The sequence below is a fragment of the Comamonas brasiliensis genome, from assembly GCF_018292285.1.
Lineage (GTDB): Bacteria > Pseudomonadota > Gammaproteobacteria > Burkholderiales > Burkholderiaceae_C > Comamonas > Comamonas brasiliensis.
This window is the reverse complement of record NZ_JAANES010000002.1, coordinates 279569-305093: the sequence shown is the minus strand read 5'-3', so window position 1 is coordinate 305093 and position 25525 is coordinate 279569. Positions and strand designations below refer to the sequence as shown.

Sequence of the window (25525 nt, the reverse complement as noted above, 5' to 3'; positions counted from 1 at the left end):
TGCTTTTATTGATTTAAAACAAAAAACATCTAAATAAATGATTTTTAAGTGGATTTCCCCATGTTGTTGTCATGTTTCCAGAGGTAACGAGTTGCTGAGGATGTAATGCCATAGACTGCCGGCCAAAACATTCATTCGCCTTTTTGGCGTCATGCGGTGGCGATTCGGTGTGACCGCAAACAAATCGTGACGGCCCTCGAAGCAGGCGCTGCGAAGGGGACATTCTTGGATCAGCAACACAGTCTGCAAGTGCAAGGCCTGGGCGCTTCATTTGGTCCACGAGTGGTTCTGGCCGAAGTGGATTTCACGCTGCCGCAATCAGGCGTAACCGCTTTGATGGGTCCTGCGGGCACGGGCAAGTCCACGCTGCTGCGCACGCTGGCTGGACTGAATGCGAGCAATCCGCGCTTTCGCAGCTGGGGGCAGGTGGTCTATGCCGATCATCCAATGCACATGCCTCTGAGTGCCGATGGCGAGCAGGCCTTGCCTCGTCTGGTGCAGCAGCATGCCAGGCTGATGCGCGCCAACACCCTTGATGCGCTGATCGAAAAGGCGCGCCAGAGCGAGTCACGTGCACCACTGCAATGGCGCCATTGGGTGAGCGAGCAGCTGCAGCACTATGGCTTGGCCGAGCTGGCCCAGGTACTGGACAAGCCCACCATGCTGTTGAGTGCGGTGCAGCAACGTGCCGTGGCCATTTTGCGCGAGGCCTGGGCCAGGCCGGCGGTGTTGATGATCGATGAGCCCACGGCCGAGCTGGAGGGCTATGAGGCTTTTTTGCTGCTGGACGTGATCAAGCAGATCGGTCAGCAGCGCAGTGTGCTGCTGGTCACGCACCAACAGCAGCATGCGCAGGCAGCTGCGCAGCAGATGCTGTTGCTCGCCGGCGGGCGTATCCAGGAAGCTGCGGCAATGGCGGAGTTCATCCAGCATCCGCTCAGCTCTGCCGGTCAGCAGTTTGTGCGCAGCGGCAGCTGCGCCGTCCCCATGCCGGGAACGCCTGTGCATGAGCTGGCCGACGATGTGCTGCCGCCGCCTCCCTTGCCTGCCGCAGCTCTGGCCGCCATTGCTGAATTTGCCGACCCCTGCATATCGTCTTCAGCCGCGAGCGAAGTCGTGGAACCCGTACTGCCTGCGGCAAAGCCTGTATCGGCATCAGAGCCTGCGGCGCCTAGGACGGTCGCGGCCGCAGCGCTTGCGGTATCTGACACGACCGCTAGAGACCGTTATCAGCCTCGCCCCGTCAATGCGGCCGTGCTGATGGAAATGCAGCCATTGCAGGCCGCTGAAAATGCCGTGCCAGCCAGCCGTGGTCCGAGCGGATTTTCCTGGCTGGTGCCAGGGCGGCTGGCAGGTACTCCCTGGCCAGGCGTGGTGCACGACATGGACGCCGATCTCAAGGCCTTGGGCCGCTGCGGCGTCACCATGCTGATCACGCTGACAGAGAGGGATTTTCCGCAGGAAGCTCTGGCCCGCAACGGACTCAGGAACTTTCACCTGCCGGTCTATGACCACGAGCCGCCGACCGTGGCGCAGATGCAGATGCTGCTGGCGCGCATGTCTGCCGCCCTGCGTCGTGGCGAGGTGTTGGCCGTGCACTGTCTGGCCGGATTGGGTCGCACCGGCACCGTGCTGGCGGCCTGGCTGGTGCGCGAGGGCCTGACTGCCGAAGAGGCTTTGCGTCGCGTGCGATTGATTGACGCGCAGTACGTGCAGTCCGAGGCGCAGGAGGCGCTGCTATACGAATTCGAAAACGCATTGCTGCAAAAGATGGCGTGATGTTTTCAAGACCGCTTTGACATGTTCCCTGCCGACGGCGAAAGGGGGCATGACGCCAAAGATAAGCAATAGGAAAGAGAGAACCCAATGAGTTTGGATGCTGTGTTGACGCAGGCCGTGGCTTCGGTGCCTGAATGTCTGGCCGCTGGTTATGTGGATGCTGCCTCAGGCATGCTGCTATCGATTCGCACCGTGGATTCCCATCCGCGCGAAGTGATTGATCTGGTGGCGGCTGCCACGGCCGATCTGTTCAACGGCCCCAATGTCTCCATGATCGAGACCTTGTTCAAGCGTTCGCGCGGCATCAGCGATGATGGCCATCACTACTTTCAGGAAATCATCATCAACAGCGATAACCTGATTCATGTCTTTCTGCGCAGCAAGGCAGTCCCCGACTATGTGGCTGTCTTTGTCTGCCGCCGTACTGCCAACCTGGGCATGGCATTGACCAAGGCGCGTATGGCGATGCCGGGCATCGAAGCTGCGGTGTAACCGGCAGCCCTTCATGTGAGGCGGCGGCTTGCCCACTTGGGGTGAGGCTGCATCGCTTGTCACGTTTCGCCTTGCGTGCATGCATGCAGGTGGCTTGCGATGCACCCTTTGTTTCTGGTACCGGGCATTCCCGCGTTAGCGGCGCTATCCTTGCGCCATGCGTTTACTGCTCGTTGAAGATGACACCATGATCGGCCAGGCCGTGCAGGCACTGCTGCGTGGCGAAGGCTATGTGGTGGACTGGGTTCAGGACGGAGCCCGGGCCGATACGGCCTTGCGCGGGCATCAGTACGATCTGGTTCTGCTCGATCTGGGGCTGCCGGAAATGGACGGCCTGCAGGTGCTGCGCCAGCTGCGCGCGCGCAAGGACGCAACGCCCGTGCTGGTCGCCACGGCGCGTGATGGAGTGCGTGATCGCATTGCAGGCCTGGACGCAGGGGCCGATGACTATGTCATCAAACCTTATGACATGGATGAGCTGCTGGCTCGCATTCGTGCATTGGCACGCCGCGCGGCCGGGCATCTGGAGGCTGTGTACGAGCATGGCGGCATTATGCTGAACCCCAATACCCGCGAAGCCAGCGTGAATGGTCAGCCGGTCACCCTGTCAGGCCGTGAATGGGCGGTGCTGCAGGCATTGCTGGCAAGGCCCGGGGCCACGCTGTCGCGCCAGCAGCTCGAAGACAAGCTTTACGGTTGGGGCGATGAGGTCAGCAGCAATGCCGTGGAGGTCTATATCCACGGGCTGCGTAAAAAGCTCGGTGCCGCAGCAGTGCTCAATGTGCGCGGTCTTGGATATATGGTGCCCAGACCATGAGCAAAAACCAGGCATTGAAGCGGCTGAAGCTACCCGGTTCGCTGGGCGGACGTCTGCTGCTGTTCATCGGCATGGCGATTTTGCTGGTAGCTGTTCTGCAGGGGGCATTTGCCTATCGCAATGCACTGGAGCAGACCGATACCTTGTTCGATTACCAGATGCAGCAGACGGCGTTTGCGCTGCGAGCGGGTCTGCCAGTCGATGTCAAAGGCCGGGCGCAGGGGGCACCGCCCGAAGATGAGAACAACGAATTCATCGTGCAGGTCTGGACCAATGAGGGCCTGAGAGTCTTCGAGTCGGCCCTGGGCGAGGCTTTGCCCCAGATGGCTGTGCTTGGCTTTGCCGATGTGCCAGCGCGTGGCACCACCTATCGTGTGTTCTCGCTGCAGACACGCTCTCAGGTGATTCAGGTTGCCCAGGACATGCGCGTGCGTCAGCTTCTGGCGCGCGCTGCGGCCTGGCGAAGCCTGCTGCCTGTGGTCTTGCTGCTGCCGCTGCTGGCTTTGGCTGTGTGGTGGGTGATTCGCCGTTCGCTGACGCCCGTGCAGCGGGTGCGCAGGGAGTTGGCCCTGCGTCAGCCCCAGGATCTGGCGCCGGTTGCGGAGCATGATTTGCCGGATGAAATGCGCCCTCTGGTGCAGGAGTTCAACAGCTTGCTGCAGCGTGTGCGCGAGGCTTTTGAGACTCAGCAGAATTTCGTGGCAGACGCAGCACATGAGTTGCGCTCGCCGCTGGCCGCCCTGCAGCTGCAATTGCAGCTGCTGCGCAAAGCTACGGACAGCACCGAGCGTGAGGCTGCGCAGGCGCGCCTCGCGGAAGGTATCGAGCGCGCCAGACGCCTGGTGGAGCAATTGCTGGCATTGGCCAGGCAGGAGGCCAAGCCGCAGACCGAAGGCGTACCGCTGGCCGACTTGCGCTTGCTGGTTGAACAGGCTCTGGTGGATGCCGCACCGGAAGCCCAGGCCAAAGGGCTGGACATGGGTTTGAGTGAGGAGCCGCAGCAGCAGTCCTCATTCAGCGTGCCTGCAGACACGGAGGCGCTGGCAGTACTGCTGCGAAATCTGCTGGACAACGCGATCAAGTACGTGCCTGCAGGCGGGCGTGTCGACGTGGGCTGGCTGCAGGACGAGCAAGGCCGGGCGCTGGTGGTGGAGGATTCGGGCGCTGGCATCGCCGCGGCCGAGCGCCAGCGCGTTCTGCAGCGCTTTGTGCGTGGTCAGGGAGCTGGTGGCATGGCCGGCGGCAGTGGACTGGGGCTAGCAATTGTGCAGAGCATTGCAAAAAGCAGTGGTGCTGAGCTTTTGCTTGACGAGTCACCGCAACTGGGCGGCCTGCGTGTCAGAGTGATCTGGCCTCAGGCCTAGTCCCACAGTCGATTGCATGAAAATACGGGCGTTGAAATCCGGCTTTCATTGCATGATTGGCGGATTGTCTGAGCCGCATGCAAGTGATGATGTCGAGACTTCAGACCTTGTTTGAGCAGCCGCACTTGTCGTGTGTTCCTTCCCCAAAATTGCACCATGCCATCAATTGTTCAGCGCCTTTCCCAGACCGTATCCAATTCTCAGAATCTGCCCAGCTTCACGCGGCCTCTGCTGGAAATCATGGTCGAAGTAACGGATCTCGAGTCGGCCTATCTCACCACCGTGGACGAGGGACGCGGCATTCAGAATGTGCTGTATTCGCTCAACACTGGAGGGATGACGATTCCCGAAGGACTGGAGGTGCCGTGGAACGACACCTTGTGCAAGCGCTCGCTCGATGAAGGGCGCAGCTATACCGGCAATGTGGCCGAGTGCTGGGGCGACTCGGATGCCGCGCGCCAGCTGGGTATCCAGACCTATGTGAGCACGCCCGTGCGCTTTTCCGATGGCGCATTGTTCGGCACTTTGTGTGCCGCCAGCGATCACTCCGTTGCGCTGGCGGGCGAGGCCGAGGATTTGCTGCGCCTGTTCGCCAAGATCATCGCGGGCTTTGCAGAGCGCGAGCAGCTGGTGCGCTCGCTGCAGCATGCCAACGAGGAGCTGGCTTCGCTCGCCATGCTTGATGCCCTGACCGGATTGCCCAATCGCCGCTGCGTGACCGAGGAACTCAACCGGCTCATCGCCCATTGCCGACGCACCCGTGAATGGGTGCTGGTGGGCTTCGTGGACCTTGATCGCTTCAAGCAGATCAATGACCAGTTTGGTCATGAAGCCGGGGATGCATTGCTGCGAGTCATGGCCGAGCAATTGCGCGCCGGCCTGCGTAGCAGTGACATGCTGGCTCGCTTTGGCGGCGATGAATTCGTCATGGTCGGCACAGGGCCTTTGCTCGATGAGGACGGTGACAGCGTGATCAGGGAGATGCAGCTCAGGCTGAGCAAGGCCTCTGTCGCCAGCTTGCAGCTGGCCGACGGGCGCAAGATCGACTATGCCGGCGCCAGCGTGGGCATGGTCTGCTTGATGCCCGATGAGACCGATGTGGACGATGCTCTGCAGAAAGCCGATGCCGCCATGTACAAGGTAAAAGCCGCAAGGCAGAGGCTGCCCGAGGCGATCTGAGCCGAGAGACTCCTGCGGGAGTCTTTTTTTATGGCGCCGGGATAGCCCATCGACCCTGCGCAAGAGAGCATGCGCACAGGCCCGTCGTCTCGGTAATAATTGTTGACGGAGGTATCGTTTGTGAAAAATTCTCTCGCTGAAGGTCTGGACTTCGAGGATATGTTCAACCTGGCTCCGGTATCGCTCTGGATGGAGGATTACAGCGGCCTCAGACAGATATTCGATCAGTGGCGAGCGGATGGGGTCAGCGATCTGCTGAGCTTCCTCAGAGAGGATCCGGAGCGGCTCAAGCTGTGCAGTCAGTCCTACAAGGTGCTGCGGGTCAACCAATACACGCTGGATCTGTTCAAGGCCGCAGACGAGCAAACCCTGAAGAGCCGGCTGAACGAAGTCTTTCGCGGCGACATGCTCGACAGCATCATGAACGAGCTGCTCGCTCTCTGGGACGGAGTGCTGAGTTTCGAGACCCGTTCGGTCAACTATGCCCTAGATGGGCGGCGACTCGATGTGCAGGTGAGGGCACGTGTGCTGCCGGGCTACGAGCAAAGCTGGAGTCGGGTGCTGGTCTCCCTGGAGGATGTGACGGCCGAAGTGCAGAGCACGACGCGGCTGCAGAGCAGCGAGCAGTACGCCAGGGACCTGTTCGAGTACTCTCCGGTGTCGCTGTGGGTTGAGGACTTCAGCGTGGTCAAGCGCCTGATGGACGATGTTCGGGCGCGCGGGATCACCGATTTCAGAACCTTTCTGAAGGTGCACCCGGAGTTCGTGACGCGCTGCATGCAGGAGATCCAGGTCCTTGATGTGAATCGCCAGACGCTGCAGATGTTCGGTGCCGAGAGCAAGCAGCAGCTGCTGCAGAACCTGTCCAGGGTTTTCAGGGGCGAAATGTATGACTCGTTTGCCGAGCAACTGATAGACCTGTGGGATGGCAAGCTGGTGCAGCAGCGGGAAGTGGTGAACTACGGACTGGCCGGTGATGTGCTCCATATTCACATGGAGTTCGCCATTATGAGCAGCCACGCTGAAAAATGGGGCTTGGTGTTGCTGTCGCTGGTGGATATCACGGCGCGCAAGAAGGCTGAGGCTTATCTTGAATATCTGGGCAAGCACGATGTACTTACACAGTTGCGCAACCGCGCTTTTTATACCGAAGAACTGAACCGGTTGTCGCGCAAGGGCCCCTGGCCGTTGTCCATGATCGCCATAGATATGAATGGCCTCAAGGTCGTCAACGACGAACATGGGCATACGGCAGGCGATGCCATGCTGAGGCGTATGGGAGAGGTTCTGACCAAGGCCGTCGATGCGCCGGCCTGCGCAGCTCGTATCGGCGGCGACGAGTTTGTTGTGCTCCTGCCGGGAACCGATGAGCGCGGTGCCGTGGCATTGCAGGAGCGCATCTTGTCCTTGCTGGAGTTGAACAATCAGTTCTATCCGGGCCACAGTATTCAGGTCTCGATGGGCCATGCCTGCGGCCAGGAGGGAACCTCTATAGAGAGCATTGTTCAGGGGGCCGACAAGGCGATGTATGCTGAAAAGGCGCGCCTGTATCGGGACAAGGAGCGCGACAGGCGTGTGAGCCCTGCCTGAATCAGGTTGGGCGACGCGGTCCAGATCGCTCGGCAGACGTTGAAACTGGCATCGACCGCACATATTGCCCAATGACTGCCTCGGTCCTGCTTTGAAATGTCAGGGGAGAAATCTATGAGAGTCGCCGGATCCGCCTTGTTCATCGCCATCGCTGTCAGTGCCTGCAGTGCTGTGCCACCTCGGGATGCGGAGCGTGAAGTAGCCTTCACCTGTACCAATGGAGAATCGATCTCGGTGCGCTTTTTGCCGGCCAGCAGCAAGGCGGTCCTGATACGTGGCGGTCAAAGCGTTGAGTTGTCGCAGCAACCCAGCGGTTCCGGGTTTGTGTACAGCAACGGGCCCAACACCATTCGAGGCAAAGGGCTGGACCTGACGGTGGAGATCGGCCGCATGGTGCCGATTCAATGCAAGGCCCGTTGAGACCGAGCTTGCCTGTCATCACTCCATTCCAGTCTATGGGCTCGGTCGAGGGTACAGGCCTATAGCCGCGCCGTCTCTGATGCGGCAGGCCGGGTGAGAGACCGGCCTTTTTCGCGAATCTGATCGCCTTATGCTGTCAGCTGCTTTTGCAACTCCTCGATAAAGCGTTGCGTGCGCTCCGAAGGGGCGGAATGGCCTGGCAGTGCCAGCACGACTTCTACGGAGCATTCGGGGAGAAAGGGCTTGATACAGAGGCTTGAGGCAAACGTTGCCGCCACATAGGGATTAACCACACCCAATCCCGTACCTTGCGCAGCTAGGCAGCAGATGGTGGAGGAGTAGGTGGTTTCGACGGTTGAGCTTGGACGGACGTCATGCTCGAGCATGGTTCGCTGAAGCTGCAGGTAGATGTTGTCGTCCGAATTCAAGGTCAGCAGCAGCTGGCCCTCCAGATCTTTGACATGCAGGCTGCTGCGCTGCGCCAGCGGATGGCCTGGATGCATGACGCACACTGCACGGGTCTGATGCAGCACGCTTGCGTTGAGCTCGGGCGAGCCAATGGCCATGGTGCTGACCACCAGATCGAACTGACCGTGCAGCAGCCCTTCCCGAAGATGCGTGGTGCCTAGCGTCTGCAGGCTGATGTGGGTGCCCGGGTAGTAGGGCAAAAAGTTGTGCAGTGCCGCAGGAACAATGGACAAGCCCAGTGCCGGAGTGCAGCCTATGCGCAAGGTACCGGCACCGAATTGCCGCAGCCCCTGCAGGTCGCGCTCTATGCGGTCCAGACCGACGAAGTGCTGCTGCACGGTCGAGAACAGCTCTCTTGCCTCTGCGGTCGGGCGCAGCCGTCCTTTATGCATGTCAAACAGCTTCAGGCCCGCGCCTGTCTGCATCTGAGCCAGCAGGCGGCTGATGGATGGCTGCGTGGTGTGCAGCAACTGGGCTGCAGCGGTCGTGGTGCCGGTTTGCATCACGGCACGAAAGGCTTCGATTTCCTTAAAACTCAAGGGGCGTGGCATGGCGCAGGCGGTTCGATGGTGAGATGCAAGGGTATACCAGCCGCGTATAGGTAGGTTTGAAAAATGAATTTTTCTGAGTAGAGCTGGCTTTCTACACTGACTTCCAACGAAACAATGCATGCGTTCTCTGGCATCGAGAGCGCAGAAATAAATCCAAGGAGTCATTAGATGGTTTGCATTAGCGCTCGTCGCTCTCTGTGTCTGGGTGTGCTGGCTGCCGCAACACTGGCAGGAATCGGTTCTGCCCAGGCTGAAGGAAGCTCTGCATATCCCAATCCTGCTCGTCAGATTCGCATCATCGTGCCGTTCACTGCAGGTGGCAGCTCGGATGTACAAGCCCGCATGCTCGCCGATAGGCTGGGTCGTCTGTGGAACCAGCCAGTGGTGGTGGAAAACAAGCCTGGGGCGGGCGGTCATCTGGGCGGGAAATACGTGTCCGACCAGTCCGCGGATGGCTATACGCTGATGGTGGGGTCCATAGGACTGCATGCTGCCTACGCTGTCTACAAAAAACTGCCTTACGACCCCGCCAAGGAGCTGCGCGTTGTCACCGTGCTGGCAGAGATGCCTCATGTGGTGGTGGCAACCCCCAATCTGCCAGTCAGGAACCTGCAGGAGCTGACCGCGCTTGCCAAGCAGGAGCCAGGCAGCATCAATTTTGGCTCTGCCGGCGTGGGCTCGTCGGTTCACATGATGGGGGAGCTGTACAAGCTGCAGTCCGGTGCGCCTATCGTTCATGTTCCCTATCGTGGCAGCTCGGCAGCGCTCAACGATTTGCTGGGTGGCCAGATCCAGTTGATGTTCGAGAACCCTCCGACAGTGCTGGCGCACGTCAAGGGCGGCAAGCTCAAGGCGCTGGCGGTGACCGGCAATGAACGCCTGGCGGCATTGCCGGATGTTCCGACGGCCAGCGAGGCTGGGATGAAGGACTATGTGGCCACGTCGTGGACCACGGTCGCCGTGTCTTCCAAGGTGCCCCAGGCCGTGGTGCAGAAGCTTAGCGAAGACATCCGCAAGGTGGTCAATACGCCCGAGTTCCGCAAGGGGCTGCAAGAGCAGGGGATGAGTGCCGTGGCCAATACCTTGCCAGAAGCGCAGAGCTTTGTGGCCAGGGAAAAACAGCGCTGGGATCAGGTGATCGCTGCCGGAAAGATCACGGCGAACTGACCAGAGCCGGGCCTCTGTGCAGGCCTGGAACCGCTTTCGAGTCGCAGCCCGGCGCTGCGACGCTACTGCTTGACATCCAATGACTACTTCCCTTGACTCTTCCTTTGTTCCCTGCCGACGCGTGGGCAGCAGCAGCCTGCACCACTTCTTCGGCTACTACAACAAGTCCAACTGGGACAGAAGCAATAGCCTGCTCGCGGCGCAGCAAACACCCTGGATGGACATCTATCTGACCCCAGAGGCCAGGGCCACGATCGGCTATTTCGACACCCAGGACAGCGACCGCTTTCACGCGGTGGGCGAGACTGGCGCCTGGAACTTCCAGATGGGCAGCCAGCTGCAATGGCTGGATGGTGCCTCGGGCCGCAAGCTGATCTATAACGATCGCACGGGCGATATGACCGCTCCTTACCCGGGCTTTGGCGCCGTGGTGGTGGATGTGGATACGCAAGAGCACCGCGTTCTGCCCATGCCCGTGTACGTGGTGGCACCCAGCAGTGACTGGGCACTGTCGGTCAACTACCGGCGCCTTTACATCACGCACGAGACCATTGGCTACAGCGAGCCGGGCCAGCCGTTTGAGTTGCCTCTGGCGCCCGCCGATGACGGCATCTGGCGCATGGAGCTGGCGACAGGCGATGCCCGGCTACTGGTCAGCTATGCGCAACTCAAGGCATTCCATCCAGTGGCTTCGATGGACAAGGCCATCCACTGGGTGAGTCATATCGAGGTCAATCCGGCCTCCTCACGCATACTTTTTCTGCATCGCTGGACAGAGCGCGTGAAGGACGAGACCTGCTTTCTGCACCGCCTGATCACCATGAATCCGGACGGCTCCGACATGCGCCTGCTGGAGTGCTCCGATCATCCGCTGCCGCAACTGGCCGACGACTTCGACCCCGATGCGGTGGGCACGTTTGACTATGAAAAGTCGGAGTACCAGATCTCTCACCCGCTGTGGCAGGACAACGAGCACATCATCGTCTGGGGGCCGCATGCCGGCGAGATCCACTATCACCTCTACCACGATGTCGACGAAGGCGAGGTACTGGTGATCGGCCGCGATGTGCTGGTGGAAAACGGCCATATGACCTTCTCTCCGGTCAGTACCCGCTGGATGCTCAGTGATACCTATCCAGACGACAGCACGCACGAGCGCTTTCTGTTCCTGTTCGACATGCAGACCGGCCAGCGTCGCAATCTGGGCAGCTTCTATGCCACTCCGGAACTGAGCAAGGAAAACCGCTGTGACCTGCACCCACGCTGGAGTCGGGATGGCAAGCAGGTCTGCATTGACTCGGTGCACGAGGGCCAACGCCAGATGTATGTGCTGGATGTCTCGTCGATTGTGGATGCAGCCTGAAGACTGAAAGCAGCTTTATCGGTGATGAGATTTTGGCGATCCGAGCTGCACTGTGCCTCAAGGGAGTGAAAACTCTGGCGCCTGGTGGCTTCGTCTGCAGGAGATATCTGAGGCGAAGAAGCCCTGGGCGTAGAGGGCTGACATGCTTTTTTCGCTGGAACACAGCAAGTGCGGTTGTGTTCCATGTGCTGGCGCTGATCTCGGTGACTGCAGACTTTGTCCTCGGCATGTACGAGCGCCCGGGCGACTGGGCTAGAATTTCTGCATCGGGAAAGCAGCCTCCCGTCCCGCAAGGGTAGACGGTGTCCCGTCCAAGAGCTGGATATTCCCTATGGAGCTTTTATGGACACCGCTTTGCCCAGGCCCACCGATCCGGTTGCGCCCGTCTCTCTTTCGCTTTCAGAAGCGCTGCGTTTCTGGTTGAAGCTGGGCTTCATCAGCTTTGGCGGCCCAGCAGGTCAAATAGCACTCATGCATGAGGAGCTGGTGGATCGGCGTCGATGGATTTCCGAGAAGCGATTTCTCCACGCCCTGAACTACTGCATGCTGTTGCCGGGGCCAGAGGCTCAACAGCTTGCCACCTACCTGGGGTGGTTGCTGCACCGGACATGGGGCGGAATTCTGGCAGGGGTTCTCTTTGTCCTGCCGTCGCTGTTCATCATCATGGCTCTGGCCTGGCTGTATATGGCCCATGGCGACATACCGCTGATTGCGGGCTTCTTCTACGGCATCAAACCAGCGGTGACGGCGCTTGTGGCACAGGCCGCCTACCGGGTGGGCTCCAGATCGCTCAAGAGCAGCTGGCATTGGGGCATTGCGGCAGCTGCCTTTCTCGCCATATTCACACTCAATATTCCGTTTCCGCTCATCGTCATTGCGGCTGCAGCCATCGGCTTCATAGGGGGGAAATTGCGTCCCGAGGTCTTTGGTGGCTCCAGCCATGAAAAAGGCAATGCGCATCAGTCACCAGGGGCTGCATTGATCGATGACGACACTCCCACTCCGCCGCATGCGCGATTTTCCTGGCGAGGATTCTGGCGGGTATTGCTGGTCTGCCTGACGCTGTGGACCAGCGTGATGGGCGTGCTCGCCACGGCGTTTGGCCTGGAGTCTGCCTTGGTGCAAATGGGGTGGTTCTTCACCAAGGCCGCGCTGATGACCTTTGGGGGCGCATATGCGGTGCTGCCCTATGTTTACCAGGGCGCGGTGGAGAACTTCCATTGGTTGACTGCAACGCAAATGATCGATGGCCTGGCTTTGGGAGAGACCACTCCAGGCCCTCTCATCATGGTGGTGTCCTTTGTGGCCTTTGTAGGCGGCTGGACCAAAGCGATCTTCGGTGCGGACTCGCTGCTGCTGGCCGGAGTCGTCGCGGCAGTGATCGCGACCTTCTTCACTTTTCTACCGTCGTTCTTTTTCATTTTGCTGGGCGGCCCCTTCATAGAGTCCACCCACGGCAAGCTGAAGTTCACTGCGCCATTGGTCGGCATCACCGCTGCGGTCGTGGGAGTCATCCTGAATCTGGCCGTCTTCTTTGCCTACCACGTCATTTGGCCCCAAGGCTTTGCAGGGCACATGGAGTGGCCCTCGATTGCCATCGGGCTGGCAGCAGGCATCGCCTTGCTCCGCTTCAAGATCAATGTCATCTACGTCATCATCGCTGCCGGGATGATGGGGCTGCTCATGCAATTGTGGAGATAGGCCAAGACCTTGCACTGGGGGAAGTCATGGGCGTCCAGCGACTGCCACTGGCCGGGAGCTCTGGTTAAACTTGACCTCCCGTACCATCCACCAGGCTCCCGTTTCCTTGGCACGAGCCGCGCTGGTACTCATGCCGCATAGGTCCAGGTGATGCCTTCCGTCAAATCTGTCATCCCGCTCGAATTGGCTCCGACCCTGTTCAAGAGCGCCAAAGCCTTCGAGGCCTGGCTGAAGAAGAATCACGCTGCTTCCGAAGGGCTCTGGCTCAAGATCGCCAAGCGAGGAGCCAATGAGCCCAGTGTCACCTATCCCGAGGCGGTGGAGATTGCGCTGTGCTGGGGCTGGATCGATGGACAGAAGAAAAGTCTCGACGACCAGCACTATCTTCAGCGCTTCACGCCGCGTCGCGCGCGCAGCGTCTGGTCAAAGATCAATGTCGAGAAGGTGCAGGCTCTTATTGAGGCGGGCCGCATGCAGGCACCGGGTCAGGCCCAGATAGAGGCAGCCAAGGCTGACGGGCGCTGGGCGCGCGCCTATGACGGTGCGCGTACCTCCACCGTACCCGAGGACCTGCAGGCTGCGCTGGAAGCCGAGCCTTTGGCCAAGGCTTTTTTTGCCGGCCTCAACGCCTCCAATCGCTACGCGATACTGTGGCGTATCCAGACGGCCGCCAAGGCCGAGACACGTGCCAGGCGCATCGAGCAGTTGGTGGCGATGCTTGCTCGCGGTGAGGCCATCCATATCTTCAAACCCCACCCCAAGGCTTGATGGCGCGACACGTGTACGCCCTTGTTTTGGGCGTTGAGCTGCCCGTGCTCGGGCGGCGGTGGCCAAGCCTCCGAGTCATGCGCCAAGGCTGCGGCAGAGCTGACAGGAATGTCATCGCGCTGTCCTGATTTTGATGGGCTCCGATCTCTAGCATCAACACATCTTCTCCTCAGCTTGAAGCAGGCCAAGGAGTTGTGTTCCCTAGACTTTTTTTGGAGCCAACCATGTCTCAACATCGCATTTCACTGTCCCTTGCACTGGCCGGTGTGGCCACAGCCGTCACACTTGCTCTTCCGGGTACAGCCTCTGCCGCCTATGAGCATCCGGCAAACAATGAACAAGGCGTGACCGTTCATCCGGACCATTTCGTGAGCCAGAAAACCCGGGCACAGGTCAAAGCCGAGACCGAAGCAGCCCTCAAGCAGGGAGGTCTGTCGTTTGGCGAAAGCAGTTTTCCGAGAGAGATTCCCCGCAGCGGGTCCAGCAAAACCCGCGAGCAAGTGATTCAGGAATTGCGTGACGAATCGCCGTCCGCGCGAGAGGCGCGCCTGCGGTCCATCTCGGGCTAGAGAAAGTTGGCGCCAGCAGCAAGTGCGAGTGTCTGGCCCAAGCAAACTCACATTGAGCGGCAGAATGTGCAGGCGGAAAGGATGTTTGCACATCTGCAAGTCGGTCTGCAGTCCTCGGGCATGTCTGCGCACGAGTCTGGGCGAGGGGGCATGATCAGTTGCTCTTTCCTGGATAATGAAACGCGCTGGCTCAGCTCGCCGCCGCTATGAGAATGCTGGTGATGCGAGGATGAGTGGTCGCCTTGTGTGATCGACGTTGATAATTCCTGAGCTTGTCCATCGACGGTTTTACGGCTGGAGCGGACAGGCGCCCGAACCGCCGCCATACGATGCGTTTGGGTTGAGAGCTACTGTCATGACCACACAGTCCAATGGAAGAAGAGTGTTGCTGGCGGGCGCGACGGGCCTGGTCGGCAGCATGATGCTTCAAGCCTTGCTGGTCGACGCACAGGTCGAGCAGATACATGCGCTGAGTCGTCGGACGCTGAACATCCGCCATCCCAAGCTTCAGGTGCATATCGTCGATTTCAGCCACCTTCCCGCGCTGCCTGAGGTCGATGAGGTCTATCTGGCTTTGGGGACGACCATCAAGGTGGCGGGTAGCCAAGACGCATTCCGTGCCGTCGACCTGAACGCAAATCTGGCCGTAGCCAGGGCGGCGGTGGCTGCGGGAGCCCGGCGAGTGGGTCTGGTCAGTGCCGTGGGTGCCAGCGCACGCTCTTCGACGTTCTACAACCGCGTCAAGGGCGAGCTGGAGGATGCGTTGAAGGCTCTGGATCTCCTGGCGCTGGTGATCGCCCAACCATCGCTGCTTCTCGATAAACGTGATGGCCTGCAGCAACCGCCGCGCCTTGGCGAGCGGTTTGCAATTCCAATCGCCAGGCTGTTGGCTCCGCTGCTCCCCGGCAAGTACCGACCAGTCCGTGCGCGGGCAGTCGCTTTGGCGCTGTTGCATACCGTACCGGTGGCACTGGGGCTGGTCGTTCTGGCTTCGGACGAGATGGCTCGCCTGGAGGTCGGCCGCTGAAGTCGACGGCATGATGGAAATAGAACTCTGACGGCTGATTCTTCGGTTCGGTAAAAAAGAGAACACGGCCAGGTTCTTTTCATGAAACGCAATGAAAGCCTTGGACGCATGTCCGCATTCGTCATTGTTAAAGCGATGAATGAAAGTGGCGTCAATACCAAAACTTCAAAGTTGGGTCGCTATTTTCAGTGCTGATTGAATACTTGGCGATAGCATTCGGCTGCATCTTTATTGGTATTCATGGGAGAGAAAAGCTTCTCGGCAGTTTTATTTTCAGCATAAGCTTCTGGTGTGCAGCATGAACTGGCCGGCTCGGTCTCTGCTGCTCAGGTGTGCAGGGACCTCTGCAGAGAGACATCTGCAGTTGCGGCGTCACATCTTGCGGCGCGAGTGGCAGACTGGATGAGCATATGAAAAAGAGATTTTGTATTAGTATTTTCTTTGAACTGATTCTGATTTAAATCAATGAAATCAAGTGAAGATTTGTTTTAAATGGGAGTGGTTAACTTTATTCTTAAATAATTCATGACTATTTCATCGAATTGCCTGTAGTCAGTTTTCCATTTGGAGATCTCCATTTAAATATATGCAATTGTGAATGCAGATAATTATTATGTCACCGACAAAGGAGTAATTGATGATCAAGGAAGTTAGCGGCGATATTCTCTTGAGCAATGCAGATTTGCTGGGGCACGGTATCTCGGCGTTCGATCCCTTTGACAGTGGCCTGGCTCTGGCCTTGCGTGAGCGCTGGCCCTCTCTGGTGAAGGATTACCGTCACGACACGCGCAACAAGTCCATTGTTCCCGGTGATGTCTGGGGTTGGACGGGCGTGCAGGAAGGTGGCGGTGTGCGCAAGATCATCAATCTGGTCACACAGAACACGATGGGGCAGGGGCCTGGCGCCAAGCCCGGCAAAGCGAGCGTGGAAAACGTGCGCCGCGCACTGCAGAACCTGTCGAGATATATCAAGGAAGAGAAAATCCAAAGCGTTGCATTGCCCCGTCTTGCAACCGGTGTGGGTGGCCTGGAATGGGAGGATGTGAAACCTCTTATTTCTCAGTACCTTGGTGAGGCAGGCATCCCGGTGATCATTTATTCGACTTACCGCAAGGGGGAGAAGGCCGACGAGGGCCTTTGATCGGCAACTTCAACTTCGCAGTGCAAGGCAGCTTTTCAGCTGCCTTTTTTATGCTCGGCATCGCGCTGCTATTGCACGCCTGTGCCGCGTCCGCGGTCTGCGCCTTCTCTAGGCTAGGCGGGAGACGGAGTGATTCGACGCGCATGCAGGTACTCGATCTCTCAAACCCTGAGCCAGTCAGCCACCGACTGCTGTGGGGCAGGCGGTTCGATTGAATGCATTGGAGTGGTTGAGTAGTGCCTTGGAGCATCGCTATGCCTTGAACGGCAAACCGGATTGCTCAAGCGGATGTCCGTCTGCGAGGTTGCGGCGCAAAACGATATCAGAGCCCTTACTCTTGGCAATAGCCGGCAAGGGCAATCTGTTGCCGCGCATCGCTGCGGCCGCCTGCCAGGCATCGGGCAAGCATTGGCGATGTCGGTCATGTTCTATGGGGGCGAAACTCTGCCGTTGCTGGCGCGTTTGAGACCTTCAAGAAGTGGCAGAGCATGAAACATGCGAGGTTTCAAGCTAATGGAGGGCACAGCTTTTGTCTCTTGTGGGTCGGTGGAAAACAGGCGCTCAGGGGGCGTGGGCTATGGTGTTCGGATACCACTCCGAAATGGTCATTGCTGCATGTGCATGGGCCAAGCGCCAGTGATCCTTTGGTGTGCTGCCGGGCCGATCGGGTAATTCAATATGCCGGTCGGCCGCCCTGATCGCAAACCAGAGCCCGCTGCCCCAGCCGTTGTTGAGCGGTGGCTTATGAAGTGCTGGTGAAGTAATCACAATCACCCTCTTGTTTGTCGCACGTGCGTAGCCGATCTCAACCATGGTGCCATAGGCTTCGAGGTCTTCGAGATAGGCCACAACGACATCGGCCCGTGAGATGCCTTGAAGAGCTCCACGGTATGCGGCATTCTGAGCTCTATCGGGCGAGGATGAGCTGGCGCCATTCGGGTATCCGTGGTCGATGCTCTGAGCTTTCCAGGGACCTGAATACATGAACCTCGTACGCGTTCCGTGAAAGACCATTTCTCGCGGCGGAGCAATCAGCACATCGGTTTCCGAACTTTCAGTTCCCAGATATCCGCGAGCACTGGATCTGGAAACGTCGAAGATTCGCCAGCAAGAGAAATTGCTGTCTGGCTTCTGATTGCCTTCAGGCCCTCCCATTTTGCCTGCCATGTAGATAACGGGAAGCGCGAGGTTCGCTTGACGATTTGCTTTGCTGCCTTGCAGCCAGTTTTCGACATCAACCTCGAACCAGCCAATGCTTCTGTTGCTCATCGGCGTGGGATGGGGAAACTTGTCTTGCCGCAAAAGCTTGTAGAGCGTTGACTTGGAAAGCGCTGTCCGTGCCAGAACCTCATCCATGGGAATGACATGCTTGGTGGAGCGTAACGTGCTTTTCCTCGGCATATGGTCTCTCTAGCTCGGACGTCGGGTGAATGAAGCGTAGTTGATCGATGCAATAAGTATTGATTTTCGATAGTTGTGTTCAATGTAGGCGAGACTCTAACATTGCTGTGAAATACGAACGATTTTTATTTCACGGTTTTCGCTTGACCACCTTTCGTCCTTGACGTCCTTGCCACGCCTGATGCTTCGTGCAGTTGCAATTGCGACCCCATCGGTCGAGCACGAGTCCTTCCGGCTTGGACTGGAAGAGGGCACTTCAGCCAAGTTGTCGGACTGTTTGATGAGCTGCCTGAGGGGGAGTCAAGTGAAATGTGCTTCCACCGAACAGCAGGGAGGGCGCTGGGTAGTGAGAACCGGCGCAGGCAAACGCCAAAGATCAGGCGAATCTGGGCCTGCGCGCCTATCGGTTCTTGATGGCTGAATGCATGGGCAAATGAGATATGCCCCAAATGTGCCCCAGGAAGTCCTCGGATTGAGGCACTGTCTACGGGCTTCAGCGTACTTCCAATTGAAGTCTGCAGAGGGAAAAAAGAAAAAGGCCGGAAGGTTATGCACCTTCGCGGCCTTGAATTTGGTCCCCCCGACAGGAATCGAACCCGTTACTTCATTGTTTCAGTCAAATTCCTAGAATTTCTCCCTCTAGGAGCACAGGCTAAGCCTCGCTGAATTTCCTGTATTTCGCTCTCTGTGTCCCATAGCATGTCCCAGCATTGTTGATATGGCGTGCTTTATTTTCTTAAAAAACATGCAATTTTATGCTGTACTAAATTTAGATAGAAAAATAAACAGAAATGGAATCGTTATTTTTAAGAAACTTTAGATGCCTTTCCGAATTTATAGCTTAGTACTAAAAATGCAATAGCAGCAAAAAAGCAAACGGCAATAAATAACCAATGTATAGGCTGTGCTTGATTTAGTCCCAATGTATATCCTGTTAGTGTCGAGAATATAGAAAGAGATACTTCAAAACAAACTCTGAAAACACTTGATGTGCCTGCATGATCAGCTCGAATAAGTGGAATATTAATTTCGGCTGGTGCTGTTACGGTTGTCCTTACGTCAATTTTTGCCATCATTCACTTCCTCGCCAAGATATGCAGTGAATGTGATCTCCCGATACTCTCCAACGCTTCCAACCTTTTTTACGTAAAACATGATGTAAAGGTTTCTGTTTGAAAATGTCCCAACATGTGTGGGTTCAGTTAGCGTTGCGCCTAGTGGTGTTTTCCAGTTGGTAAGGCTAATCTTAAGAGTTTTTTCATCAATAGCCTGATACCCAATCTTTGGATCTTGGTCGTCTGCTGTGATGAAATTAAAAATGAAAGAAAGAGCTTCATTACCCTGTCCTAGAGTAATTGTCGTTTCTCCAAGGTCTAATGACAAAAATGTTTTAGAATCCAAAACATCTTTGCCTCCAGTCTTAATGGTAATCACAGATAGCTCCTTAGTTAAATAACTTTCCGTTACAGGTACTATAACTCGAAGCTCAAGCAAATTGAGCATCGCTTCTGACTTAAGTTCCTATGGTTTCAGTTTTAGAGCGTTGATGAGGTTTTTGCTTTAATGGCTGTTCTTAAAAATTCGCCTGATCGGCACGTATTGGCATCAGTTCCATAGCCCCAGCAAGGTGAGCATTTTGTCGTGGTACCCGAACCCAGCTTAGGGCATTCTCCTTTGCTGCGTAGGCGTTCTGTACGATAGGTTAACCACTCGTACTTGAAGTTGCGAACGTGTCTAGAGTCCAAAATTTAAGTCGAAGTGCCTTAATTTTGAGCAATAAACGCATCCAGCTTGCGGCGCTCTGCGCCTTGGTCTGCACCTTGAATCCATCGGCTGTACACGCGGAAGAACATCTCGATGGAGTGCCCCATCTGCATGGCCACCCAGCCCGGCGTGATGCCAGCCATCAGGCACATGGTCGCAAAGGTGTGGCGGGTCTGCCGGGCATCTCGGTAACGCAGCCCGAGCGCGCTGACCGTGGGGCGCCACCATGCATCCAGCGGAATGTCAGTGGATCCAAAAGGCTTGCCCTGCTCAGTCTCAAACACATAGACGGCATTCTTGTGGCTGCTTGCTTTTTGGCGGCGCAATGCCTCCAGGGCATTGGCCGTCAATTCCACGGTGCGAGTGTTGCCGGTCTTGGTCCCCTTTTCTTCGCCGCGCGTCCTGGCGGCATCGACCAGCATTTTTCCGGCCCTGAGGTCCACCTTGCTCCACTGCATTGCAATCTGCTCGGACGGCCGCATGCCCGAGAAAAAAGCCAGCTCGAAATAGTTGCGAGCCTGACCGGCAGGCATGGACTGGATGATCTGATTGACCTCATGCAGCGGAAACGGGTCCGGCCCTGGCTTCTGATGGCGGCGCATCTGCACATGGTCATGCAACGGCTCTGCCAGGAGCTTGGCCTTGAACCCATATTCCAGCACCTGGCGCAACACGGTGGCCACGTTGTTGAAGGTCTTGCCATTGGACGGGAAGTCCGCCAGCAGCTTCATCAACGCGCGGTAGTCCAGGCTGGCCAGCCGCATTTCCATCAGCTCGTTGTAGTGGTAGCTGGTCAAGGTCTGCTCATAGTGGTGAAAAGTGCTGTGCTGTACTTGCGGCTTTTTTACGCGCAGCCACTCACCGGCCAACTGTTTGAAGGTGAGGGACTGCGCATCCTTGACCGCGCGCGGTGAGTCCGGGAAGTAGTCTGCTAGGGCAAATGCCCCGCGCTCGATCTTGGCCAGAATCTCCAGCCGCAGCCGGGCTGCGTACTGGATATTTGCCGGCGTCGGCGCCAAGTCCAGGCGCTCGCGCCCGAAGCCCTGGGCGCGCAGGTCGATCTGCAGGTGTGACTCCCGAACAATCACCCCTGTGGTTCTGGTTACTGCTCTTGGCATGTCTTCGCCTTTTTGCGGCCTCGGTTGCTGCGGACGCTGGGCGACTTGTCAACCAGCGAATAGAACCCGTTCATGTTGATGAGCTTGCGGCCTTCAAACCACTTCCAGACTGGCCCCTCTGGCCAGATGCCGGAAAGCCCGGTGCGTTCGTTGAAAAAGGATTCCGGCAGTCCTGTGTCTGCGCCGGCCTTTGCGATGGTGACCCAGTTCGATTGATTCATGTTCATTTCTCCTTTGCTCAGGCGGCGGCCTTGTTTGTTCTGTTGATGTGGATGCTGATTGCGGCCTCGATCACTTCCAGGCCCAGGGACTGGGCAATGCTGTATTCCAGGCGAGCGCCCTTGCTGTTTTCCCAGCCGGGCAGCAGGTAGATGGCCTCGCAGCTCACCAGCTGCCACAGGGCCATCCGCATATAGCCGCGCCAGGAGCCGCAGGGCGGTGGCGGGTTCTCTGCCGGGTTCTCCACATGCCAGCCGCGCGCACGAAGCTCGGTGGCCTTGTCGTTGAAGGTCGGGTAGTTCAGCTCTGGCAGGCCACTCATGGGGCCGGACAGATACACACGCTTTGCGCTCTGGCGGGCCTGCATGACCTCCAGCATGGAGAAGATGCAGCGCAGGTCTTGCTTGCCCAGCAGTATCTGGCCCATGTGGCGTACCCTGTCTGCGATGTAGTGGCGCGCAAAGGCCCAGCCCATGGCGCCGCCGCCGAGCAGCACCAGCTTGAGGACGATCAGTCGAATGAGGTTCAGCGTGTTCATCGCAGGACCTCCGCACGAGTTGCCAGAATGGCGTCTGCCCATGCAGCAGGCCACTGGATGTATCGCTGCTTCTGGCGCTCCGCTTCCCATGCTTTCTGGGCCGCCTCATTCACGTTGCTGTAGCAGTCGCCGCATTCGTTCTCGGCTCGGCGCGCAGATTCGTAGGGCTTTCCGTCATCGCCTTGCCACTTGTCGGACGGGCATGCGTTCGCCATTACTGGCTCAAACCAAGGCTGCGGCACTGCTGGCGCATGGGCCATGAAATAGTCGCGCATGGTCATTCCGGGAGTCGGAACTTCATATTCAGACCCCAGATGCCCAAGCAGGCGCTGTTTTTCGGGAAATGCTGGGCCGCCAGTGTGAATTTGATTCATTGCTCAGCCCTCCACGCGCTCAACGCGCAGCACGCCCTGGCCGCTGGCCACATGCGCGTTGACTTCGGCCTGGGTGGCATTGCTTGCCTTGACGCGAATGGTGGGCAGCAGGCCCGCGTCGGCCAGTGCTTCCACGTTGCTGGAAGCGTCGGCAGGAATGAGGATGGCGCGATAGCTATGCAGGGCTGTGATGTTCTGGTCCATGGTGTTACCTCCTGATGTGAGTTGGGTTAGACGGCGTGCTTGAAAAGTGGGACAACCTGGGCGGTCGGCTCCAGCTCCAGCGACTGCTGGGCCTGTGCGAACTCAGCGGCAGCGGCTTCGCGCTGGGCCTTGGCTTGCTCGCGGCGGATGGCGGCAAAGCGCTTGGCCAAATCAGTGCTCTCGGCGCGCGTGTACTTGAAGCCAGCGGCCGGATTGACGGCAGCGCGGCTGGGTTCGGTGCGTTTTGCGGGCATGACGAGTCCTCCTGTGATGGATCAATGGGTGGTTTGGAAGAAATGGGCCGCTTGCTGGAAGCGCTGGGCCATCGTTTTGGGCTGGTAGAGCACCGAATCGGGGCTGTCAGGGCTGGTCCAGTCCTCTGCCTCGTGATCGCCGCGCCCGAAAAAGGCCTTGGCGGTCTTGCCCGTGAGCCGGGCCGTACAGTTATTGAAACGAGTCCAAGGGGCCGCCAGCGGCGGCCGGGACACGGCCTCGCCTGTGCCCTGCGCCACTTCGTCCCCTTGGGTGGTTTCAGCGCTGTTGTCAGCTGCAAATGTCGATACGTAGGGGGTCCATGCAATGCGGCGGCTGACGAGCCAGCGGCCGCGCATGCGTCCGCGCTGCGGGGTCAGACCTGCAACGCTTCCCTGTGTGACTTCTTCACCGTACTGATTGACGGCACCAGCCTCCGGCGTGCGATGCACAACGCGCAGATGCCACTCATGACGCTTGCAGGCATGGCCGCCCATAGCCTCCATGAACAAGCACCAGTTCGCGCGCATGTCGCCGTGGCGATGGCAGGCGGTGTAAGCGCGGCTGGTTTCGCGGTCGCCTTCGCGGCTAAACAGTTCCAGCTGGTCCTTGCTGACGCGGCGCAGCTCGCGCCACACAGTCACGCTGGGCATGCCAATGGTTTGAAACTGACGAATGCCCCAATGACTGGCCCATGCATCCACGCGGCGATAACCTGCAAACCCGTCCTTGTCGGATGCATTGCTCTCGGGCTGCTCAGGCTTGTCCAGGTCCAGAGCAATCTGCACTTCATGACCTTGCACAACGTCCGTGTGCTCAGCCAGGGCATGGTGGCCCACAGATTTGGCGATGTACTTGGCCACATAGCCAGCGGCGCCACCTGCCAGCATGCGCTTGATGCAGACACGGTTCTTTTGTGCACCCGGCTCATCGCCATCGTCTTCAAGCCAGTATTTGCGAATCAGCGCTTCCAGGCGGACGGCATCCTCTTCGCATTCGACCCAGACCAGCGCATGCCAGTGCGGCGTGGCATCGTGGTGGGGCTCAGCCACACGCAGGCCATACATGCCGATCTTCTTGCGCTTGGCGGCGCTGCGCAGGCGCTGCCAGTTCTTGCAAAGCCAGTTCTGGCCATCGCGGGGCGTCAGGCCCGGCACGTACTTTTCATTGGGCATAGGGCGCCCGCTCTTGCCCAGCTTGACGGGGTGAAAGCGGCTTGGCAGCGTCAGCGTGAGAAACAGGCCCACATGGGCGCGGGCGTCCGCATATTCCTCGGCGCCACGGATGCGGGTCATCAGCTCACCACCGCGCACCACGGGATTGGAAGTGCCAAGCGCAGCCAGCTCGGCCAGATTGAAGACCTGTCCCGCCTCGTTGGTGTAGAGGGTGCGAGCCAAACCGTCCGCGTTGCGCTTGATTTGATGGGTACGGCGCATGAGGCCCAGATGGCTGACATAGCCACCACTGGCGCGGTGCACCATGCCAAGACGGATGTGCCCGCCCTCCACCACACGGGCCACATGGGTGCGCAGACGCCTACGCCACCAGCGCGGGTCTTGTGCTCGTTTGACGGCAGGCAGCCCCTTGATGGGCTTGTCCTCATCCACGCCAATCATGCGGACCAGCATGCGAATGGCATCCACCCTGCGGGCAACACTGCGGGCCGCCTGGGCGTTCTGCTCGTCCTCGGTCAGATACTTGCCCTGGGCGCTACGCCGCTCGGCTTCTTCTGCGCGCAGCGCTGTTTCATCGGCCACGCAAATGGCCTCCAGCTCTCCCGCTTGGTCTGCCAGCGCCTTGGCCCATTTGCAAATGTCGTGGTCATCCAGATTCCAGCGCATGGCATCGCCGTAGGCATCCTGGAATGCGGCCAAATCCTTGAGGCCGTCCCAGGCCTTGACCCACTCGGGCGGCTGCTCCAGGTCCCACTTAGCCAGCTCGCTGGCATCTGCACCCATGGGCGGCACCGGCTCAATCTTTTTGAAGCGAGTGCGAATGACTGCGCGCCATGTCTCAGGCGCATCGTCAATGATGCGTTCCAGATGCTCCGCCACATGGCGCAGCTGTGGCTTGCTCTTTTTCCAGTCGGCAAGCCCTTTGGGCAGTTCGCGCAGTATCTTGGCCATGGCGATCTACCAGACGCTTCCCAGCGCCCTGACGCGCTCAAAGTGACGCTTGGCAAGGCGCACCTCTGTTTTGATGGCTTGCCGCTCAGGTGGCGGCATGGACTGAAAGTCGCGGTTGGCCAGGGCGTCAATGTCGCCATCCACACCGCACAGCAACAGCAAAGCCATGCGAATGCGGACGGGAAGGGCATGCCATTCACTGTTTTCTGCGTCGATATAGCCATGGCCTGACTTCTTGCGGAAGTCCTTACGCAGCCGGTACAACTGCGCGCGCGTTTCATACGAGGGCGGCACGGCCACGGCGTTTTTGCGAGTCTCCTGCTCAGTTGCGGCTCGCAGGATGGCGTCAATCTCTGCGAAGTCACGCATTGCCTCCCGGCTGGTGTGCAGAGGTATCTGCTTGTCCTTGCCAATGCGCAGCAGGCTTTCCAGCAGCTGCACGACCCTGTAACCGGGAAATGGCGGAAACCACTCTCCATTGGTGATGCGCAGCAGCTCCACAGCCGCAGGCAGAAGCACAGCAGCGCCCGCAGACTGACCATCAGCCAGCACCGCGTCAGCGGGTGCCAGCTTGGGCGACAGCATGACCAAGGCATTGCGCATCGGGGCGTTCATTCAGACCCTCACGCAGCTCATGAACCATGCGGCGCCATAGATACGCACTGCGCAATCCCTGGCCATGGCGTTGTTGGGCGCACCAATCACCATGCGGCGGCGCACATAGTCCTTGTCGATGTGGGTGATAGCAAAGCGGCTCATGCGGCACCGCCTTGGGCCTCGGCCGCTGCTCGAAACTCTTTAAAGCGCTCCCATTGCGCCGCAGACATTTCTTTTATGACCTCGACTGACTCGACCGCGACACACAGCAGGGCACCGAGCTTTGACGCAGCATCCACTGGCAATTCAAGGTCGGATACGAAGCGCGCCGCACCGCCGTCGGCATGGAAGCTAATGGAGACATGGCCGCGCTGGCCGTCCGCACTGGACATAGCCCAGACGCTTATCCATGTGTTCTTGCCAAGGTCTATGCGGTCAACAACTGAGACGCGCTCAGCCAATGGCTTGGGTTGAACGACATTCAAGGCTTGTGTCATGGCTGGTTCCTCCGGTTTTTGGGCGTGAAAAGGGCCGCA

28 protein-coding genes are annotated in these 25525 nt (G+C 58.5%); 14 read left to right on the top strand and 14 right to left on the bottom strand.

Annotated features, from left to right (window positions below; genetic code table 11):
* Positions 1–225: 225 nt before the first annotated feature.
* The 7 genes from DJFAAGMI_RS09845 (at position 226) to DJFAAGMI_RS09815 (ending at position 7641) form a co-directional block, all read left to right on the top strand.
* Complete coding sequence (locus tag DJFAAGMI_RS09845) at positions 226–1779, top strand: phosphatase domain-containing protein (RefSeq protein ID WP_211457005.1); 1554 nt, start codon at positions 226–228, stop codon at positions 1777–1779.
* 87 nt (positions 1780–1866) lie between these two features.
* Positions 1867–2271 (top strand): hypothetical protein, encoded by a 405-nt coding sequence (locus tag DJFAAGMI_RS09840; RefSeq protein WP_003051562.1) that lies wholly within the window; start codon positions 1867–1869, stop codon positions 2269–2271.
* Positions 2272–2428: 157 nt separating this feature from the next.
* Entirely contained in the window at positions 2429–3088 is a 660-nt protein-coding gene (locus DJFAAGMI_RS09835; protein WP_003051565.1) for a response regulator, read from the top strand.
* A complete protein-coding gene (locus DJFAAGMI_RS09830; protein ID WP_211457004.1) occupies positions 3085–4452 on the top strand; it encodes an ATP-binding protein in 1368 nt (455 codons plus the stop codon). The genes DJFAAGMI_RS09835 and DJFAAGMI_RS09830 overlap by 4 nt, the downstream gene beginning before the upstream one ends.
* A gap of 156 nt (positions 4453–4608) precedes the next feature.
* Positions 4609–5631, top strand: coding sequence for a sensor domain-containing diguanylate cyclase (locus DJFAAGMI_RS09825; protein WP_211457003.1), 1023 nt, complete (start codon positions 4609–4611; stop codon positions 5629–5631).
* A gap of 120 nt (positions 5632–5751) precedes the next feature.
* Positions 5752–7221 (top strand): sensor domain-containing diguanylate cyclase, encoded by a 1470-nt coding sequence (locus DJFAAGMI_RS09820; protein ID WP_211457002.1) that lies wholly within the window; start codon positions 5752–5754, stop codon positions 7219–7221.
* A 135-nt stretch (positions 7222–7356) separates the two neighbouring features.
* Positions 7357–7641: an MliC family protein gene (locus DJFAAGMI_RS09815; RefSeq protein WP_230630214.1), complete on the top strand. Its 285-nt coding sequence runs from the start codon at positions 7357–7359 to the stop codon at positions 7639–7641.
* A 128-nt stretch (positions 7642–7769) separates the two neighbouring features.
* Here DJFAAGMI_RS09815 and DJFAAGMI_RS09810 read toward each other — a convergent pair whose 3' ends face one another.
* Positions 7770–8660: a LysR family transcriptional regulator gene (locus DJFAAGMI_RS09810; RefSeq protein WP_211457001.1), complete on the bottom strand. Its 891-nt coding sequence runs from the start codon at positions 8658–8660 to the stop codon at positions 7770–7772.
* Between the two features lie 168 nt (positions 8661–8828).
* Here DJFAAGMI_RS09810 and DJFAAGMI_RS09805 point away from each other — a divergent pair, with 168 nt between their 5' ends.
* From DJFAAGMI_RS09805 to DJFAAGMI_RS09775, 7 genes are all read left to right on the top strand, one after another.
* Positions 8829–9827 carry a Bug family tripartite tricarboxylate transporter substrate binding protein gene (locus DJFAAGMI_RS09805; RefSeq protein ID WP_211457000.1) on the top strand — a complete coding sequence of 333 codons (999 nt, stop codon included), beginning with the start codon at positions 8829–8831 and terminating at the stop codon, positions 9825–9827.
* 79 nt (positions 9828–9906) lie between these two features.
* Positions 9907–11190: a TolB-like translocation protein gene (locus DJFAAGMI_RS09800; RefSeq protein WP_211456999.1), complete on the top strand. Its 1284-nt coding sequence runs from the start codon at positions 9907–9909 to the stop codon at positions 11188–11190.
* Between the two features lie 342 nt (positions 11191–11532).
* Complete coding sequence (chrA, locus tag DJFAAGMI_RS09795) at positions 11533–12891, top strand: chromate efflux transporter (protein ID WP_043006376.1); 1359 nt, start codon at positions 11533–11535, stop codon at positions 12889–12891.
* A 150-nt stretch (positions 12892–13041) separates the two neighbouring features.
* Positions 13042–13659, top strand: a complete 618-nt coding sequence (locus tag DJFAAGMI_RS09790) for a YdeI/OmpD-associated family protein (protein ID WP_211456998.1) — start codon at positions 13042–13044, stop codon at positions 13657–13659.
* Between the two features lie 224 nt (positions 13660–13883).
* Complete coding sequence (locus tag DJFAAGMI_RS09785) at positions 13884–14228, top strand: DUF4148 domain-containing protein (RefSeq protein WP_211456997.1); 345 nt, start codon at positions 13884–13886, stop codon at positions 14226–14228.
* A 355-nt stretch (positions 14229–14583) separates the two neighbouring features.
* Complete coding sequence (locus tag DJFAAGMI_RS09780; RefSeq protein ID WP_211456996.1) at positions 14584–15255, top strand: NAD(P)H-binding protein; 672 nt, start codon at positions 14584–14586, stop codon at positions 15253–15255.
* 637 nt (positions 15256–15892) lie between these two features.
* Positions 15893–16396 (top strand): macro domain-containing protein, encoded by a 504-nt coding sequence (locus DJFAAGMI_RS09775; protein WP_211456995.1) that lies wholly within the window; start codon positions 15893–15895, stop codon positions 16394–16396.
* 561 nt (positions 16397–16957) lie between these two features.
* Here DJFAAGMI_RS09775 and DJFAAGMI_RS09770 read toward each other — a convergent pair.
* The 13 genes from DJFAAGMI_RS09770 to DJFAAGMI_RS09710 form a co-directional block, all read right to left on the bottom strand.
* Positions 16958–17797: an AlpA family phage regulatory protein gene (locus tag DJFAAGMI_RS09770; protein WP_211456994.1), complete on the bottom strand. Its 840-nt coding sequence runs from the start codon at positions 17795–17797 to the stop codon at positions 16958–16960.
* An 806-nt stretch (positions 17798–18603) separates the two neighbouring features.
* Complete coding sequence (locus DJFAAGMI_RS09765) at positions 18604–18870, bottom strand: hypothetical protein (protein WP_211456993.1); 267 nt, start codon at positions 18868–18870, stop codon at positions 18604–18606.
* A complete protein-coding gene (locus DJFAAGMI_RS09760) occupies positions 18857–19231 on the bottom strand; it encodes a DUF6864 domain-containing function (protein ID WP_211456992.1) in 375 nt (124 codons plus the stop codon). Before DJFAAGMI_RS09760 ends, DJFAAGMI_RS09765 begins: the two co-directional genes overlap by 14 nt.
* Before the next feature lie 329 nt (positions 19232–19560).
* Positions 19561–20679: a tyrosine-type recombinase/integrase gene (locus DJFAAGMI_RS09755; RefSeq protein WP_211456991.1), complete on the bottom strand. Its 1119-nt coding sequence runs from the start codon at positions 20677–20679 to the stop codon at positions 19561–19563.
* Positions 20664–20900 carry a hypothetical protein gene (locus tag DJFAAGMI_RS09750; RefSeq protein ID WP_211456990.1) on the bottom strand — a complete coding sequence of 79 codons (237 nt, stop codon included), beginning with the start codon at positions 20898–20900 and terminating at the stop codon, positions 20664–20666. Before DJFAAGMI_RS09750 ends, DJFAAGMI_RS09755 begins: the two co-directional genes overlap by 16 nt.
* A 17-nt stretch (positions 20901–20917) precedes the next feature.
* Positions 20918–21436: a DUF4406 domain-containing protein gene (locus DJFAAGMI_RS09745; RefSeq protein ID WP_211456989.1), complete on the bottom strand. Its 519-nt coding sequence runs from the start codon at positions 21434–21436 to the stop codon at positions 20918–20920.
* Positions 21433–21810 (bottom strand): hypothetical protein, encoded by a 378-nt coding sequence (locus DJFAAGMI_RS09740; protein ID WP_211456988.1) that lies wholly within the window; start codon positions 21808–21810, stop codon positions 21433–21435. The genes DJFAAGMI_RS09745 and DJFAAGMI_RS09740 overlap by 4 nt, the downstream gene beginning before the upstream one ends.
* Before the next feature lie 3 nt (positions 21811–21813).
* Positions 21814–22014 carry a hypothetical protein gene (locus DJFAAGMI_RS09735; protein ID WP_043375036.1) on the bottom strand — a complete coding sequence of 67 codons (201 nt, stop codon included), beginning with the start codon at positions 22012–22014 and terminating at the stop codon, positions 21814–21816.
* Between the two features lie 26 nt (positions 22015–22040).
* Positions 22041–22268 (bottom strand): hypothetical protein, encoded by a 228-nt coding sequence (locus DJFAAGMI_RS09730; RefSeq protein WP_050872404.1) that lies wholly within the window; start codon positions 22266–22268, stop codon positions 22041–22043.
* A gap of 21 nt (positions 22269–22289) precedes the next feature.
* Complete coding sequence (locus DJFAAGMI_RS09725; protein WP_211456987.1) at positions 22290–24392, bottom strand: replication endonuclease; 2103 nt, start codon at positions 24390–24392, stop codon at positions 22290–22292.
* A gap of 6 nt (positions 24393–24398) precedes the next feature.
* A complete protein-coding gene (locus DJFAAGMI_RS09720) occupies positions 24399–25007 on the bottom strand; it encodes a hypothetical protein (protein ID WP_211456986.1) in 609 nt (202 codons plus the stop codon).
* Positions 25008–25151, bottom strand: coding sequence for a hypothetical protein (locus DJFAAGMI_RS09715; RefSeq protein WP_211456985.1), 144 nt, complete (start codon positions 25149–25151; stop codon positions 25008–25010).
* Positions 25148–25486: a hypothetical protein gene (locus tag DJFAAGMI_RS09710; protein WP_211456984.1), complete on the bottom strand. Its 339-nt coding sequence runs from the start codon at positions 25484–25486 to the stop codon at positions 25148–25150. The genes DJFAAGMI_RS09715 and DJFAAGMI_RS09710 overlap by 4 nt, the downstream gene beginning before the upstream one ends.
* Positions 25487–25525: the final 39 nt, after the last annotated feature.